The sequence below is a fragment of the Microbacterium sp. genome, from assembly GCF_011620665.1.
GTDB lineage: Bacteria > Actinomycetota > Actinomycetes > Actinomycetales > Microbacteriaceae > Microbacterium.
Genome location: NZ_WOYQ01000069.1, coordinates 80,858 through 96,845 on the forward strand (window position 1 = coordinate 80,858; position 15,988 = coordinate 96,845).

Genomic DNA, 15,988 nt, shown 5'->3' on the forward strand with positions numbered 1-15,988 from the left:
CGCGTATCGTGAAGGGATCGGTTCGCGCGGCGTGAGGAGCACGGTGGACAATCTGGGACAGCGGGTCCTCGTGATCGCCTTCGACGGGTGGAATGACGCCGGCGAAGCGGCCTCGTCGGCGGTGGCTCGCCTGCGCGAAGGGTCCGAGTACACAGCCGTGCTCTCTGTCGATCCGGAGCTGTACTTCGACTATCAGTACACCCGGCCGCAGATCGCTCTCGAGGCCGACGGCTCACGCACCCTGTCCTGGCCCGAGGCGACGCTGTGGCGACCGAACATCGAATCCGACGGCACCCGGCTGTGGATCCTCTCCGGTGCCGAGCCCGCGCGCGCGTGGCAGGCCTTCGCAGCGGAGCTCATCGACGCCGCCCTCGCGGAAGACATCACCGGGATCGTGGCGCTCGGATCGATGCTGTCGGAGGTGCCGCACACTCGCCCGATCTCGATCTTCTCCGGCAGCGAGAACGAGCAGCTGCGGACCTCGCTCGGCCTCGAGCGCCCGATGTACGAGGGACCCGTCGGCATCTTGAGTGTTCTGACGCTGGCGGCCGAGCAGGCCGGCATCCCGTCTGCGGCACTGTGGGCATCGGTCCCGCACTATGTCGCCGGCCACAGCCCGTCTCCCAAGGCGACGCTGGCTCTGCTGGACCGCCTTTCCGAACTCACCGGCGCAGAGTTCCCGCGCGATGATCTGCCGGCCGCGGCGCTGGCCTGGGAAATCTCGATCGACGCGGCCGCCGCCGACGACGAGGAGATGACGGACTACATCCGGCAGCTCGAGCAGACCCGTGACACGTGGGACTCGCCCGAGGCCTCGGGCGACGCCATCGCGCAAGAGTTCGAGCGCTACCTTCGGCGCGACGGCGAGGGGCCGGGCAAGCCCGGTCGCGACCTGCCGCCCCGTCAGTAGGCCTGCAGCACGCCAGTGCCCAGCAGGGCGAAGAGCGCAAGGCCGAGCACGAGGCGGTAGATCACGAACGGCAGAAAGCTGCCGCGCTTCAGGTACTGCATCAGGAACGCGATCACTGCGAGCCCGACACCGAAGGCGACAGCGGTCGCTGCAGCCGTTTCCACGAGCGTGAAGACCTGCTGCCCCGGGTCGCTGAGAGCCTGCAGCAATTCGTACAGTCCGCTGCCGAAGACCGCGGGGACGGCAAGGAGGAAGGCGACCTCGGCGGCGGCCGGACGCGTGTACCCCAGCGCCAAGCCCATCGTGGTCGTGGCACCCGAGCGCGAGACACCGGGGATCAGTGCGAGCGCCTGAGCCAACCCGAGGGAAATGCCGTGGGGATAGGTGAGGTCTTCCTCGTTCCGCGTGCGGCGGCCGAGGGCATCGGCGGCGCCGAGCAGCAGACCGAACACGATGAGCACGATCGCGACAAGCCAGAGGTTGCGGAAGGAATCGCGGATGACGTCCTGGAAGAGGAAGCCGAGGACCCCGATCGGAATCGTCCCGAGGATCACGATCCAGCCCATGCGTGCGTCCGGATCATTGCGCGGGGCTGAGCCGCTGAGCGAGCGCGCCCACTGCGCGATGATCCGCATTATCCGCTTCCAGAAGTACACGAGGACCGCCAGCTCGGTGCCGATCTGGGTGATTGCCGTGAATGTCGCCCCCGGGTCCTGCGCGGACGGCAGAAACTCTCCCGCGATGCGCAGGTGAGCACTCGACGAGACCGGCAGAAACTCGGTCAGGCCCTGCAGGAGCCCCAGGATGATCGCCTCGATCAGGTGCATGACGGCCTTTCGCGGGTGTGCTCGTTCGAATCAGTCAGTATGTGCGGAGCAGATCGGTGAGCACGCGCTGACCGAAAACGAGTGCATCGATCGGGACGCGCTCATCCACACCGTGGAACATACCGGTGAAATCGAACTCGGTGGGAAGGCGCAGCGGCGCGAAGCCGTATCCGGTGATGCCGAGCGCAGCGAGAGCCTTGTTGTCGGTGCCGCCGCCCATCAGGTAAGGCAGCACCGGAATCCCCGGATCGTGCCGCTCCAGCGCGGCGAGCATCGCAGCGACGAGTGCACCCGAGAAAGGCGTTTCCAGACCGATGTCGCGGTGAATGACATCCAGTTCGATGTCATCCCCCACGATGCGCTGTATCTCAGCGACGATCGCCTCCTCCTTCCCCGGCAGGGTGCGCACGTCGATGGCGGCGACCGCAGCATCCGGAATGACATTGTGCTTGTAACCGGCGGTCAGTCCGGTCGGGTTCGTCGTGGTGCGCAGCGTTGATCGCAGAAAGCCGGATGCCGGTCCGGTCCGGTCGGCGACGCTGTCGGGGTCTGCCGGGTCCGCGCCGCTCAGGGCGGCCAGGCCGTCGATCGTCTGACGCGTCGTTCCCATCAGCTCGACGGGCCACGCCGTCCGCCCGAGAGCGGCGACGGCCTCGGCGAGGCGTGTCACGGCGTTGTCCGGGTGATATCGGCTGCCATGGCCGGCCGAGCCCCGGGCACGGAGGCGAAGCCAGACGAGCGCCTTCTCCCCCACCTGAAGCAGGTACGCACGCCGCTCGCCGACCGCGATCGAGAAGCCGCCGACCTCGCTGATGGCCTCTGTCGCGCCGGCGAACCACTCCGGCCGGTTGCTGACGACCAGCTGCGAACCCTCGACGCCGCCGTTCTCCTCGTCCGCGAAGAACACGACGATGATGTCGCGGGCGGGACGTTCTCCTGCCCTCAGAAGCTCTGACACCGAGGCGAGAATCATGGCATCCATGTTCTTCATGTCGACAGCGCCACGGCCCCAGAGCATGCCGTCGCGGATCTCGCCTGCGAAGGGATCGACACTCCAGTCGCTCTTCACCGCCGGGACCACATCAAGGTGCCCGTGGAGCACGAGCGCGGGCTTGCCGGGGTCCTGCCCCACCACCCGCGCCATGAGGTTCGTGCGCCGCGGAATGGGCTCGTAGTACTCGGGCACGAGTCCCAAGGCCCCGAGGTAGGCGCCGACGTACTCTGCGGCCTCGCGCTCGCCGTTCGCGCGGCCCTCTCCGAAGTTCGTCGTGTCGAAGCGGATCAGGTCCCGGGCGAGCCGTGCGACCTCGGGCAAATCCTCTGACATGCCCCCACGCTAACGGAGAGACCGTGAATCGATCCTCGAAGCACGAAAAAGGGCCCCTTTCGGGACCCTCTTCCATCTGTGCGCGAGGGGGGACTTGAACTGACCTCGACCCCCTCGCGCGCAGGGTCACGAATCGGCGTTCAGGCCCGCAAATACAGGGCAGTCGGCGGGTAGCCCTGTGGACAACTACACGGCGCTACGTGTACCTGCATGACTCTTAGCACCTGAGTTAGCACTTTCGGCACCCCGAAGTGGCGACGTTGAGAGGGGATCAAACGTAGGCTGAAAGCATGGTCGTGATCGCGGTCGTTTTCCCATTCGTACTGCTGCTCGCGGCAGTGGTGATTCAGTTGGCTGCTAACGGCGTGCTCCGTCGGAACAGGGTCGCTGGGATTCGCGTTCGGTCAACCCGGAGTACCGATGTCGGGTGGGTCGCCGGTCACAAGGCTGCCGCCCCGGAATTCGTCAAGTCAAGTGAGACAGCTGGTTTCTAGACTGTTTCTGCGATCGGGGTGGTGGCGGGCGTCTGTTTCGTTGGTTCGTTGATCCAGACCTCGGTGCTGATTTGTGGTGGCCGGGGCCGTCGCGCGAAGCGCTCGGGATGCTGGATCCAGGCGCTGTTCAGCGTCTGCTGCCGATGTTCGTCGATGTCAGCGTAGGTACCTTGGTGCACGGAAGCGGGCGTGTGCCAGCCGATCCCGGAGTGGTGGTGGACGTGGTTGTAGTCGGTGAAGAACCCGTCGCAGAACGCTTGCGCTTCGGTGCGGGAGTCGAAGTGGTGGGGGAAGTCCGGCACTTTTTCTAGCACTTCGACGGAAAATGACCTCCGACCCGAGATATAAAATCCCTGGTCAGAGGCCATTTTCACTCTGTGCGCGAGGGGGGACTTGAACCCCCACGCCCTATACGGGCACTAGCACCTCAAGCTAGCGCGTCTACCTATTCCGCCACCCGCGCAGATGCTTCCGGTTTCGCAACCGAAGATCGACATTACCATGTCCGGAGGCTCGCCCAGAAATTGCGGCTAGGCCGCCACACCGAACACCAGGCCCAGCGCATACGTCACAGCCGCGGCACCGAACCCGATCGCGAGCTGGCGGATCCCGCGGAGAAGCGGAGGTGCACCGGAGAGAAGGCCGACCATGGCGCCGGTCGCCAAAAGTGCCGCGCCGACCATCAGCAGCGCCAGGAGCACGGCCGGAGCGCCGCTCAAACCGAACACCCACGGCAGCACCGGGATGATGGCCCCGGAAGCGAAGAAGAGGAAGCTCGACCCCGCTGCTCCCAGCGCACTGCCGACGGTCTCGTGATCGCCGACGCGCTCGGGCTCTCGGGCATACGGAGTCGATCGGTCCGCGGCCTGCGCCGTGGCGATGACCTGCTGCGCCGCGGCGATCGAGTCCGCTGCGCTCATCCCGCGCGTGCGATAGACCAATGCCAGCTCGTTCACATCCAGGTCCAGATCGGGCAGCACCTCGTCGGCGTAGTTGCTCGGCTCGGTGGCATCGAGCAGCTCACGTTGTGATCGGACTGAGACGAACTCCCCCGCGCCCATCGACAATGCCCCCGCGAGAAGCCCCGCGATACCGCTGAAAAGGACGAACTGCGGTGCGACCCCTGTTGCCCCGATACCGAGGACCAGCGCGAGGTTGGAGACGAGCCCGTCGTTCGCCCCGAACACCGCAGCCCGGAACGTGCCCGAAAGACGGCGGCGGCCGCGGGCGGCGAGGCCCCGGACCACCTCGCGGTGGATCCGCTCATCCGCCACCATCCGGGCGGTCGCGAACGGCTCACTCTGATAGGGAGAGCGGCCCTCTTCGTTCTGCGCAAGCGCGAGCACGAAGATCGAACCGAATCCGCGGGCGAGCAGGCCCAGCATCCGCGAGCCCGTGCTGGCGCGCGGCAGGCGCACGGGCTCTCCGCCGAGGAGTTCCAGCCAATGCTCCTCGTGCCGACGCTCGGCCTGGGCCAGCGCCAACAGGATCTCTCGTTCCTCCCCCGCCCGGCGCTCCGCGAGTGCGCGGTACACGCGACCCTCGGCGCGTTCATCGACGAGATATCGCATCCAGCGACGACGGTCGCGTGCACTCGGCTGGGCGGGGCCGGGAGAACTCACGCTTCCACGCTAATCGGCGGGTGTTTCGCCCAGGTTCCGGATACGGGTTTTGCCAGCATTTCGGCGCTCCGAAGGCGCGAGCGTCATGAATGCACGCGCCGGCGGAGAATCTCGATCCTCGCCTGCAGCTGTGCGACCGTGGCGCGGGCCACTTCCGGCCCCCCACAGAGCCGTCGGAGCTCGGCATGCACCGCGCCGTGCGGCTCGCCACTCTGCCGCGCGTACAAGCCGACCAGGCTGTTGAGAAGCTGTCGCTGCTCCTTCAGCGTACGGTGGAGCGCGGGCGGCAGACCCGGATCGACGGCTCCCGGGGAAACTTCAGTCGCCATGGCTCCTTCACTCGCCTCCCGCGCGCGGCGGTGACGGGACTGGCGACTCTGACGCTGCATCAGCAACTCATGCACGTGCTCGGGCTCGAGCAGGCCGGGAAGTCCCAGAAACTCTTCTTCCTCGGGCGTGCCGGGAACAGCGAGCTGGCCGAACTCCCGCCCGTCATAGAGGACGCGGTCGAAGTGAGCGACGGATCCGAGGGCCTGGTACACGAACTCCTGATCGAGCTCCTCCGAAGCCTTCTCCTCCCGCTCCGCATCGGCGAGGAGCGCGTCGTCCAGCAGACCGTCGTCGTCATTCTCGCGATCCAGCGCATGGTCTCGTTCGCGCTCCATTTCACCCGCGAGCGCCAGCAGCTGCGGCACATTCGGCAAGAAGATCGACGCCGTCTCGCCGCGCCGCCGAGCTCGGACGAAGCGGCCGACAGCCTGCGCGAAGAACAGCGGCGTCGACGCGCTCGTGGCGTACACGCCGACGGCCAGCCGCGGGACGTCGACGCCTTCGGACACCATCCGGACGGCCACCATCCATCGCGCCGTCGACCCGGCGAACGTCTCGATCCGCCCGGAGGCAGCCGTGTCGTCCGACAGGACGACGGCCGGCTGCTCTCCGGTGATCTCGTGGAGGATTGCGGCATAGGCGCGGGCTGCGGTCTGTTCCGTCGCGATCACGAGTCCCCCGGCATCCGGGACGTCTGTGCGCACTTCCGAGAGCCGCCGGTCGGCACTCCGCAGCACCGCGGGAATCCAATCCCCCTCGGGGTCGAGCGCCGTTCGCCACGCCTGCGCCGTCACGTCCTTCGTGTTGTCCTGGCCGAGGTGCGCCTCGAGCTCGTCACCCGCTTTCGTGCGCCAGCGCATCTTTCCGGCATAGACCAGGAACAGCACCGGGCGGACGACGCCGTCCGCCAGAGCGCGCCCGTACCCATACGTGTAGTCCGTGCGGGAAAGCCGAATGCCCTTCTCGTTCGGGTGATACTCCACGAACGGAATGGGCGCAGTGTCGCTGCGGAACGGTGTGCCCGATAGAAGGAGACGCCGCGTCGCTCGCCCATACGCCTCGCGCAGAGCATCGCCCCAACTGAGCGCGTCGCCGCCATGATGAGCTTCATCAAGGACCACGAGAGTGCGCGCCTCGATCGCCATCCTCTGATGCACGGATGCCTTCACGGCCACCTGCGCGTACGTGACCGCGACGCCGTGATAGTGCCGTGCCGGCGTACGCTGCCGGTTGCTGAACCGCGGATCAAGACGAATTCCCACCCGGGCCGCAGCATCGGCCCACTGCGTCTTGAGGTGCTCAGTCGGTGACACCACGACGATCCTGTCGATCACACCGCGGCGTAGCAGTTCACTGGCCAGCCGCAGCGCGAAGGTCGTCTTGCCCGCACCCGGTGTCGCGGCGGCGAGGAAGTCCCGCGGGCCTTTACCGACGCCGTCCGGCCCATCCTGCGCGAAGTACGCCTCGAGGGCTTCGGCCTGCCAGGCGCGGAGATTCTGCGCTGTTCCCCACGGAGCACGCTGGGGAAATGCGGGCGACAGCCGCCCGGCGGCAAGACTGCCGAAATGCCCCTGCTGGTCCTCATCCACGAGGGACCAGCCTATCCGCGGGACCGACACGCCCGCCTCGAGCGGAGCGCTGCGACGCCCGGCCGCACTCGTTCAGCGTGTGCGGCGCGGCGGGCGCAGCGCCCAGAGCGCGATCGCAGCCGCGGAGGCCACGTTGAGCGAGTCCACTCCACCGGCCATCGGAATCGTCACGACGCTGTCCGCGCCGGACAGCGCGCGGCGCGACAACCCGTCGCCTTCGGAACCCATCATCAGCGCGACGCGCTCCGGCCTGTCCGCGGCGAAGACATCAACGTCCACAGCATCGTCGGTCAGCGCCATCGCCGCCACATGCATACCTGCATCAGTCAGGATGCTTCGGGCCTCATGCCACACCGGCATCCGCGTCCAGGGCACCTGGAAAACCGTGCCCATGCTCACGCGCACGCTTCGGCGATACAGTGGATCGGCGCAGCGTGGACTGATGAGCACAGCGTCGGCTCCCAGACCGGCTGCAGCCCGGAACGCCGCCCCGACATTCGTGTGATCGACGATGTCCTCGAGGATCAGCACGAGGCGCGCATCCGCGAGGAGATCCGCCATGGCCCGCTGCGCCGGCCGGTGCATGGCGGCCAGCGCGCCGCGGTGCACGGGGTAGCCGGTGAGCTGCTCCGCCACCTCGTCGTCTACGACCAGGATCGGCGCATCGCCGACGAGTCCGCTCACCTCATCGAGCCACTTCTCCTGCACGAGTACCGACCGCGGGCGGTGCCCCGCAGCCATGGCACGGGCGATGACCTTGGCAGATTCGGCGATATAGAGTCCGCCCGCGGGCTCGAGCGCGCGCCGGAGCGCGACGTCGGTCAGATCGCGGTAGTCCGCCAACCGGTCGTCGGCAGCGTGGGCGATCCTGAATACGGGCATGGCTCCATAGTGTCACCGCATCCGAAACATCCCGGAAAACCGTGACGCGTAGGCTCGGCCCCGGAGGGGATGCGATGTCGACCATGCTCGAGATGGATCCGCAGGCTACCGCCGCAGTCGGCCGCGCGATCGACGCGCTCGCCGGCCGGCGCATCGCGATCCTGACCGGCGCCGGCGTGTCCACCGATTCCGGGATTCCCGACTACCGCGGAAAGGGCGCGCCCACGCGCACCCCCATGACGGCGCAGCAGTTCCTGACGAGCGAATCCGCGCGCCGCCGCTATTGGGTGGGAAGTCATCTCGGCTGGCGTGCGTTCGCCGCCTCCTCGCCGAACGACGGCCATACGGCGCTCGCCGATCTGGAGCATCGTGGCATCGCGAGCGGTGTGATCACGCAGAACGTCGACGGCCTGCATCTGCGCGCCGGCAGTCGCCGCGTCGTCGAATTGCACGGAACGATGCGCCGAGTGCTCTGCACGCAGTGCGGGCAGGTGTTCGATCGGCGCGACCTCGCCGTTCGTGTCGAGGCCGAAAACCCCTGGATCACCGTTCCGGAGGACGTCCAGCTGGGCCCCGACGGCGACGTGCTCCCGTCATCGAGCGACGCATTCATCGTGCCGGCCTGCTCTGTGTGCGCGGGCATGCTGAAGCCTGACGTCGTCTTTTTCGGCGAGTACATCCCGAACGAGAAGTTCCACGAGGCAGAGCAGCTCGTGCGCTCGAGCGAGGCACTCGTGATCGCCGGGTCTTCTCTGGTCGTGAACTCCGGAGTCCGCCTCCTCGAGCGCGCGCGCCGGCGAAAGCTGCCGGTCGTCATCATCAACCGGGGCCAGACACGCGCGGATGTGCGCGCAACGGTCAAGGTGGATGCCGGCACGACCGAGGTGCTGCGCACCCTCGCCAGGGCGCTCCCCGCTCTGCTCTGAGAACTCGGGAAAGCCGGGCACCAGCAGCGTGCGGCGTAGGCTCGAACAGTGACAACGCTTCTGCTGGTGCGCCACGGTGAGACCGACTGGAACGCGGCCCACCGCATCCAGGGTTCCAGCGACATCCCGTTGAACGACACCGGACGCGCGCAGGCTCGCGAGACGGCCGCGATGCTCGCAGAACGATTCGCGGGGGTCCGGCCGTTCGTGGTCTCCAGCGATCTGTCACGCGCGAGAGAAACCGCCCAGATCATCGCCGCGGCACTCGGCGCGGGCGAGCCCCGCGCCTATCCGTTGCTGCGGGAACGAGCGTATGGCGTCGCCGAGGGTCTATCGGTCCGGGAGTACTTCGAACGGTTCGGCGCATGGGACCGCGAGAGCGTGCCGGACGCGGAGACCTCACCGGAGCTGCGCCGTCGCGCCGTCGGCGCCGTGCAGCGCATCGTGCGCGACGCGCGCCGGCTCCACGCTCCGCTCGATGTGCCGGTCATCGCCGTCTCGCACGGCGGGCTCATCGCCCAGCTCATCCGTCATGCGAGCGGCGGTACCCTGCCCCTCGCCGGCGAACGGCTCGCAAACGCATCGACGCACGAGTTCCTGGTCGAGCGGCATCACCTGAGCGTGCGCTCATACACCGCCGTTCCGATCACGTAATCGATCGAGGCGGGGCGGCACCCACATCGCACGTCGCTCAAGAATGTAATGCCTCCCTGAGCATGTTGCGCAACAGTCACCGCTTCGCACTGCTATCGTTGGGCACTATGGGACTTCTCGACCACGTAGACCTGGAACTCTTGGATGCTCTGGCCGACGACCACCGCGCGACCGTCGTCGCCCTCGCCGATCGTCTCGGTCTCTCACGCAACACCGTGCAGGCACGCATGGCGAAGCTCGAACGATCCGGCGTTTTCCTCTCGTTCGAACGCGCGATGTCACCCAAAGCACTCGGACTGCCGATCGAGGCGATGATCAGCATCACGGTGCACCAAGCCGATCTTCCTCGCATCACCGCCGAGCTGGGTGAACTCCCGGAAATCCTACAGGTCCACGGACTGAGCGGTCAGGTCGACCTGATGGCCCACATTGCGGCGCGCGACACGCAGCACCTGTTCGATGTGGATGCCCGCATCCTCTCGATCGATGGCATCGAGCGAACCGAGACCTCCCTCGTCATGGGCGAGGTCATCGGCTACCGTGTTCGCCCTTTGCTGGCGTCTGCTCGAGCGGACTCACCTCGAGCGGAATCACCTCGAGGGGAGTGAGCGCCGCGCTCGCACTGATCGCGTCCGCTTCGGCGGCATCCATACGCACGAGGACGACGCCCACCAGGATCAGCGCGCCGCCGACGAACTGGACGGGTGCGGGGGTCTCGCCGATCAGAAGCCACGCGAACGCGAGCGCGAACAGCACCTCGGAGAGACCGATGAAGGATGCCACGCGTGAACCGATTCTCGGCACCGCCATGACGCCCAGCGCGTAGCCGAGAGTGGTCCCGACCCCGCCCACCCAGAGGAGCGGCAGGAGCCCAGGAAGCTCGATCCCGCGAAATGCGACCGTGACCTGGGGTGCGGCGAACGGCATCACTCCGGTGACCGCGAGCAATCCCATGAACCCGGCGCCGACGAGCAGGCCCCCCGAGGCGAGAGCGAGCGGCGGCAGGTCACCCCCGGTGCGCTCGGACATGACGAAATAGACGCAGACGCAGACGGCGGCGCCCAGGGCGAAGAGTGTGCCGAGCGGGTCGAACCGGGCACCGGCGATGTCAACGACGAAGATGAGGCCCGCGACCGCGACGATCGAGCCTCCGATGACCAGGTGTGACGGTGCCCGGCGCGTACGCAGCCAGACGAAGCCGACCAGCATGACAGGCGCCAAGTACTGGATGAGAAGCGCGACGGCGACAGGCATCCGCTGCATGGCAGAGAAGAAGAGCAACTGGCACCCGGCGACGGGAATGAGGCCGAAGGCCACCAGCGACCAGGCGTGTCGGCGCAGGAACGAGCGTTCACGATGGATCGCACGAACGAGCATGGGCGAGAGGATGAGACCGGCCAGCCCCATGCGCACGATGAGCGCGGCTGAGAGCGACCACCCCGCCTCCAGCAGAGGCTTGACGAGCGGCCCACTCGACGAGAAGGCGAGCGCCGATACGATCGCCATGACGATGCCCGCGGTACGGTGAGCGGGCAGGCGGGTGGGCTGCACGCCCGGAAGCGGAGGAGGAGTCGTGTGGGTCACCGGTGGTCTGCGTTCTACGGAGACAGGATCCCGAAACCGGGAACCTGTCAGGGGTGTAAGGCATTTACACTAGTGACAGTACTGCCCGCGAGCGTCAGGAGTCAATATGGTTTTCATTCATGACACAGAGATGTCCCTGCGTGCTGCCGCTGCTCTCGTGAACACGCTTCCCGGCACGGACTCCGACCACATCGATCGCCTCGCCTCACAGGCCGATTTCACCACCTACCTCAAGGAGTACGCGTACACCGGCACACTCCACCGAGATGATGCCGAGCTCGAGGCCGTGCGCGGTAATCGACAACGGCTGCGCGAGCTGTGGCACGTCGCCCGCGATGGCGCTGTGCCACTGGTCAATGCCATGCTCCGCGACGGGCACGCGCTCCCCCAGCTCGTGATCCACGACGGCTTTGACTGGCATATCCACGCGACCGAGTCGGATGCACCGCTGTCGACGCGCATGCTGGTCGAGGCCGCGATGGCGTTCGTCGACGTCATCCGCTCGAACCAGTGGGACCGCGTGCGCACGTGCGACGCCGACGACTGCGAGGCGGTCTACATCGACTTCTCCAAGAACGGCTCGAAGCGCTACTGCGACACCGGCAACTGCGGCAACCGCATGAACGTCATGGCGTACCGTCGGCGGAAGGCCGAAGAAAGCGCGTGATGGCGGCGGCGGCCTGCTGCGGCTTCTCGTAGTGGATGAGGTGCCCGACCCCGGCGATCTCGACGAGCTCGGCTCGGGGGAACAGCGTCTGCAGATGCCGCTGCGCCCCGATCGGGGTGATGTCATCACGGTCGGCGGCGATCAACAGCGTCGGCTGCGCGATCTGCGGGGCGAAGACCCGGACGTCATTCGACACCGAGGCGAGAAACCCCTGGCGCAGCACGTCACGGTCGGCGAAGCGGGAGAAGTAGGTGTCGTGCTGGTCATGGATGAACGTCCGCAGTTCGGGGTCTTTCGTCTTGGCCATCGAGATGCTCATGACGCGCACGATGAGGCCATTGCGCAGCAGGGCGTCACCCAGCGGGCGCGGCAGATGTGCTCCCGCCCAGTAGTAGAAGACAGCCAGGCGGGTGAGGATCCCGCGCGGTCCCTCGAGCGCCGGAGCGCCGATCGGGTTGACGAGAATCACCCGCGGTGTGCGCAGCCCTCCCGCGACGGCTGCCGCGACCACGATCGATCCGAAGGAGTGCCCGAGGACCGGCGCGCCGGGCGCGACGACGTCGACGAAATCGGCGAGCCAATCCGCATAGGCCTGCAGGGTGTGCTCAACGCCAGGCAGCGGAGCGGTCTCGCCGAAGCCGGGAAGGTCGGGAGAGATGATTCGGATGCCACCCAAGTGGGCGACGACGGGCTCGAGGCCGTGATGATCGCCGCGGTAGCCGTGGACAGCGACGAGGGTGGTCTCCGCATCGGGCTCACCGTAGACCCAGTACGCCGTCCGGCCGCCTCGCACCGTCGCCTCGCGCCGCTCGACGCGGATCTCGGCCAGCCGGTCGGCGTACGGAGAGGGAACGGCCATCCGTCGAGTCTACGAGCGCGGCGTGGCCTCACACACCATGTCCCAGGCACCCTCTAGCGTCGGATCATGCAATCCTGGCAACCCGACCCGCTCGCGCTCTTCGACGAATGCCTGCAGTCCGCGGGCGAGGACCCGGCAGCCGCCTCGTCGCACTGGGCTGACACCGTCGGAGTGTTCGACCTCGAAACGACGGGCGTCGACGTGACCATCGACCGCGTCGTCACGGCGCACGTAGGTCTGCTCGGCCCGGACGGAATCACCCTGCGCGCCCAATCGTGGCTCGCCGACCCGGGTATCGAGATCCCGGAGGGTGCATCGGCGATCCATGGCATCAGCACCACCTACGCGAGTGAGCACGGGCGGCCCGCAGCGGAAGTGGTGGCCGAGGTGGTCACGGCTCTGCGGGTGCTGTTGGATGCCGGCATCCCCGTCGTCGCCTACAACGCGCCGTTCGACTTCTCGCTCCTGAAGTACGAGGCACTGCGACACGGCGTCGAGCCGATCGCGGCTCCGTCACCCGTGGTCGATCCGCTGGTGCTCGACAAGGCCCATGACCGCTATCGCAAGGGGAAGCGCACGCTCGAGGTCGTCGCCGCACACTACGCGGTCGAGTTCACAGGTGCCCACGACGCCGCCGCCGACGCAACCGCCGCCGGACGGATCGCCCAGGCGCTGGCGACTCGCTTCGCGCTTGCCGCCGATGTGCGCGAGCTCCATACGCAGCAGATCAGCTGGGCCCGCGACCAAGCCGAAAGCCTCACAGAGTACTTCATCCGCATCGGGCGACTCGAACCCACCGAGCGTCTTGACGGGGCCTGGCCGATCCGCTGACCCCGCGATCCTCCTGCACCGGGCGGCGGCATGTCCGGATGGCGCGAAAGCCCCGCCGAAGCGGGGCTTTCGAGGAATGAGCTCAGTTGCTCGAACCGCCGAAGTTCTTGAAGCGCTGGTTGAACTTCTCGACGCGGCCGGCAGAGTCCATGATGCGCTGCTTGCCCGTGTAGAACGGATGTGAGGCGGACGAGATCTCGACGTCGATGACGGGGTAGGTCACGCCATCCAGCTCGATCGTCTTGTCACTTGACACGGTTGAACGGGTCAGAAAGGTCTCGCCGGAGCCGAGGTCGCGGAACACGACCGGCTGGTAGTCGGGGTGAATGTCAGTCTTCATTGGGATCCTCACGAAGTGCCCTGGATTTTGCCAGCGGCGATGGGAGTCTGCAGTGCGCCGCACAGCGCGCACACCAAGGACCGATCTTACCATCCCGACGTCGCATCAGGAACCAGTTCGGGCCCGCGCAGCGTAGCGCCCCGCATCCGCGCTCAGCATGATCTCCGCGCCGAATGTCGCGGAGAGGTTCGGCGCGGTCAGTGTCTCGCCCAGCGGACCCTTCGCGACGACCTGTCCGTCGCGCAGCAGCAGGACGTGTGTGAAGCCGATCGGAATCTCTTCGACGTGGTGAGTCACCATGATCATCGCCGGCGTAGTGGGCTCCTGCGCGTAGCCACCGAGCAGACCCAGCAGCTCTTCGCGGGCGCCGAGGTCGAGGCTGGAGGTCGGCTCATCGAGGAGCAGCAGCTCGGGGTCGGTCATGACGGCCCGCGCAATCTGCACACGCTTGCGCTCCCCGTCCGAGAGGGTCCCGAACATGCGCTCAGCGAGGTGCTCGAGCTTCCACTCAGCCAAGACGCGCCGGGCGCGCTTCTCGTCGATTCTCTCGTACTCTTCCTTCCACCGACCGAGCACCGAGAACGCCGCAGTGAGAACGACGTCGATCACGGGCTCATCCGCCGGAATCCGCCGCTCGAGTGCCGACGATGCGAAGCCGATTCGCGGGCGCAGCTCGAACACATCACTGCGTCCCAGGACCTGGTCGAGAATCGTCACTGATCCCGATGTGGCATGCAAGAGCGTCGCGGCGAGCTGGAGCACGGTCGTCTTTCCAGCGCCATTGGGTCCGAGGATCACCCAGCGCTGATCATCGGCGACCGTCCAGTCCACGTGATCGACGATATTGCGAGAGTCGCGACGGACGACGACATCGGAGAATTCGAGGACCTGCGGCATGCACCTCAGCCTATCGGGCGACCGAATCAGTTCCCGGTCACCTCGCGGTAGAGTGCCGCAGTTGCCTCGGCGATCGCTGCCCAGCTGAACTCCGTGGTCGCCCGCTCACGTCCGGCCGCCCCATACGCGCGCGCACGCTCCGGGTCGGCGAGAACTTCGGCGAGGACAGCCGCCAGGTCCGCGACGAACTTGTCCGGGTCCGTCGGTGTCCCAGTGCCGTCCTGAACCTGCTCGATCGGCACGAGGCGTCCGGTGACGCCATCGACGACGACCTCGGGAATCCCGCCCGTGGCGGTGCCGACGACCGCAGCTCCGCACGCCATCGCCTCGAGGTTCACGATGCCGAGCGGCTCGTAAACCGACGGGCAGACGAACGTGGTGGCGGCGGTGAGCAGTGCACGCAGCTGATCACGCTGGAGGAAATCGTCGATCCATACAACGCCCGAACGCCGGCGCTGCAGGTCGCGCACGAGGTCAGTGACCTCCGCCAAGATCGCCGGCGTGTCGGGCGCACCGGCGCACAGGACGATCTGCACCTCAGCCGGCAGCAGGGCGGCCGCCCGCAGGAAGTACGGCAACCCCTTCTGCCGTGTGATGCGTCCGACGAAGACGACCGACGGCTTGCCCGGGTCGATTCCGTAGTGCTCGAGAAGCGGCGCATCCTCTCGTGGGCGCCAGGACTCGACATCGATGCCGTTGTAGATCACCCGCACCTTCGCGGGGTCCAGCGACGGGTAGCTGCGGAGGATGTCACGCCGCATTCCTTCGCTCACCGCCACGACCGCCGCGGCACCCTCGTAGGCGGTCTTCTCGATGTAGCTCGACACTGCATAACCGCCGCCGAGCTGCTCGGCTTTCCACGGGCGGAGCGGTTCGAGGGAGTGGGCCGTGACGATGTGCGGGATGCCGTGCAACAGTGACGCCAGGTGACCGGCGAAGTTGGCGTACCAGGTGTGTGAGTGCACGACGTCGGCGCCCGCGATGTCGCCGACGATCTCAAGGTCAACACCGAGAGTCTGGATGGCGCCGTTGGCTGTGGCCAGCTCCGCAGGCACCCCGTAGGAGGTCGTGTCGGCCGCGTCGCGCGCTGCCCCGAAGGCGCGCACCTGCACCTGGATGCTCGGTCGAAGTGCGGCGACGAGCTCGGTGACGTGAACTCCGGCCCCGCCGTAAATCTCCGGCGGATATTCCTTTGTGACGATGTCGACGCGCATGCCGTGAACGCTAGTACAGACGCCGATGTCGGGCA

General features: G+C 67.1%; 17 protein-coding genes and 1 tRNA gene. 6 read left to right on the forward strand and 12 right to left on the reverse strand.

Annotation, left to right across the window (positions count from 1 at the left end):
- Positions 1-43 precede the first annotated feature (43 nt).
- Complete coding sequence (locus QZV81_RS08900) at positions 44-910, forward strand: PAC2 family protein (RefSeq protein WP_292835959.1); 867 nt, start codon at positions 44-46, stop codon at positions 908-910.
- Here QZV81_RS08900 and QZV81_RS08905 read toward each other — a convergent pair.
- From QZV81_RS08905 to QZV81_RS08935, 7 genes are all read right to left on the reverse strand, one after another.
- The gene (locus tag QZV81_RS08905; protein WP_292835962.1) at positions 904-1,737 is read right to left on the reverse strand and encodes an undecaprenyl-diphosphate phosphatase; all 834 of its coding nucleotides are present in this window, start codon (positions 1,735-1,737) and stop codon (positions 904-906) included. The genes QZV81_RS08900 and QZV81_RS08905 overlap by 7 nt on opposite strands.
- Positions 1,738-1,771: 34 nt before the next feature.
- Positions 1,772-3,064, reverse strand: coding sequence for a M20/M25/M40 family metallo-hydrolase (locus QZV81_RS08910; RefSeq protein ID WP_292835965.1), 1,293 nt, complete (start codon positions 3,062-3,064; stop codon positions 1,772-1,774).
- A 490-nt stretch (positions 3,065-3,554) separates the two neighbouring features.
- Positions 3,555-3,926 (reverse strand): integrase core domain-containing protein, encoded by a 372-nt coding sequence (locus QZV81_RS08915; protein WP_292835968.1) that lies wholly within the window; start codon positions 3,924-3,926, stop codon positions 3,555-3,557.
- 10 nt (positions 3,927-3,936) lie between these two features.
- Positions 3,937-4,021, reverse strand: a tRNA-Leu gene (locus QZV81_RS08920).
- 67 nt (positions 4,022-4,088) lie between these two features.
- The gene (locus QZV81_RS08925; protein WP_292836069.1) at positions 4,089-5,129 is read right to left on the reverse strand and encodes a VIT1/CCC1 family protein; all 1,041 of its coding nucleotides are present in this window, start codon (positions 5,127-5,129) and stop codon (positions 4,089-4,091) included.
- Between the two features lie 134 nt (positions 5,130-5,263).
- The gene (locus QZV81_RS08930) at positions 5,264-7,099 is read right to left on the reverse strand and encodes a DEAD/DEAH box helicase (RefSeq protein ID WP_292835971.1); all 1,836 of its coding nucleotides are present in this window, start codon (positions 7,097-7,099) and stop codon (positions 5,264-5,266) included.
- 72 nt (positions 7,100-7,171) lie between these two features.
- Entirely contained in the window at positions 7,172-7,981 is an 810-nt protein-coding gene (locus tag QZV81_RS08935) for an RNA methyltransferase (RefSeq protein ID WP_292835974.1), read from the reverse strand.
- A 74-nt stretch (positions 7,982-8,055) separates the two neighbouring features.
- On the opposite strand from QZV81_RS08935, the gene QZV81_RS08940 reads away from it, so the two are divergent.
- From QZV81_RS08940 to QZV81_RS08950, 3 genes are all read left to right on the forward strand, one after another.
- A complete protein-coding gene (locus tag QZV81_RS08940) occupies positions 8,056-8,907 on the forward strand; it encodes a Sir2 family NAD-dependent protein deacetylase (protein ID WP_292835977.1) in 852 nt (283 codons plus the stop codon).
- A gap of 48 nt (positions 8,908-8,955) precedes the next feature.
- Entirely contained in the window at positions 8,956-9,561 is a 606-nt protein-coding gene (locus QZV81_RS08945) for a histidine phosphatase family protein (RefSeq protein WP_292835980.1), read from the forward strand.
- Between the two features lie 107 nt (positions 9,562-9,668).
- Complete coding sequence (locus tag QZV81_RS08950; RefSeq protein ID WP_292835983.1) at positions 9,669-10,169, forward strand: Lrp/AsnC family transcriptional regulator; 501 nt, start codon at positions 9,669-9,671, stop codon at positions 10,167-10,169.
- On the opposite strand, the gene QZV81_RS08955 is transcribed toward QZV81_RS08950, so the two are convergent.
- Positions 10,090-11,145 (reverse strand): DMT family transporter, encoded by a 1,056-nt coding sequence (locus QZV81_RS08955; protein ID WP_292835986.1) that lies wholly within the window; start codon positions 11,143-11,145, stop codon positions 10,090-10,092. The genes QZV81_RS08950 and QZV81_RS08955 overlap by 80 nt on opposite strands.
- Positions 11,146-11,251: 106 nt before the next feature.
- On the opposite strand from QZV81_RS08955, the gene QZV81_RS08960 reads away from it, so the two are divergent.
- On the forward strand, positions 11,252-11,812 hold the full coding sequence (locus tag QZV81_RS08960) for a CGNR zinc finger domain-containing protein (RefSeq protein ID WP_292835989.1): 561 nt from the start codon (positions 11,252-11,254) through the stop codon (positions 11,810-11,812).
- Here QZV81_RS08960 and QZV81_RS08965 read toward each other — a convergent pair.
- Entirely contained in the window at positions 11,772-12,671 is a 900-nt protein-coding gene (locus tag QZV81_RS08965) for an alpha/beta hydrolase (protein ID WP_292835992.1), read from the reverse strand. The genes QZV81_RS08960 and QZV81_RS08965 overlap by 41 nt on opposite strands.
- A 66-nt stretch (positions 12,672-12,737) precedes the next feature.
- Here QZV81_RS08965 and QZV81_RS08970 point away from each other — a divergent pair, with 66 nt between their 5' ends.
- A complete protein-coding gene (locus tag QZV81_RS08970; protein WP_292835995.1) occupies positions 12,738-13,502 on the forward strand; it encodes an exonuclease domain-containing protein in 765 nt (254 codons plus the stop codon).
- Between the two features lie 82 nt (positions 13,503-13,584).
- Here the strand turns inward: QZV81_RS08970 and QZV81_RS08975 are convergent, their stop codons facing one another.
- The 3 genes from QZV81_RS08975 to glgA form a co-directional block, all read right to left on the reverse strand.
- A complete protein-coding gene (locus tag QZV81_RS08975; protein ID WP_292835998.1) occupies positions 13,585-13,842 on the reverse strand; it encodes a type B 50S ribosomal protein L31 in 258 nt (85 codons plus the stop codon).
- Between the two features lie 105 nt (positions 13,843-13,947).
- A complete protein-coding gene (locus tag QZV81_RS08980) occupies positions 13,948-14,739 on the reverse strand; it encodes an ABC transporter ATP-binding protein (RefSeq protein ID WP_292836001.1) in 792 nt (263 codons plus the stop codon).
- Positions 14,740-14,765: 26 nt separating this feature from the next.
- Positions 14,766-15,953 carry a glycogen synthase gene (glgA, locus tag QZV81_RS08985; RefSeq protein ID WP_292836004.1) on the reverse strand — a complete coding sequence of 396 codons (1,188 nt, stop codon included), beginning with the start codon at positions 15,951-15,953 and terminating at the stop codon, positions 14,766-14,768.
- Between the last annotated feature and the right edge of the window lie 35 nt (positions 15,954-15,988).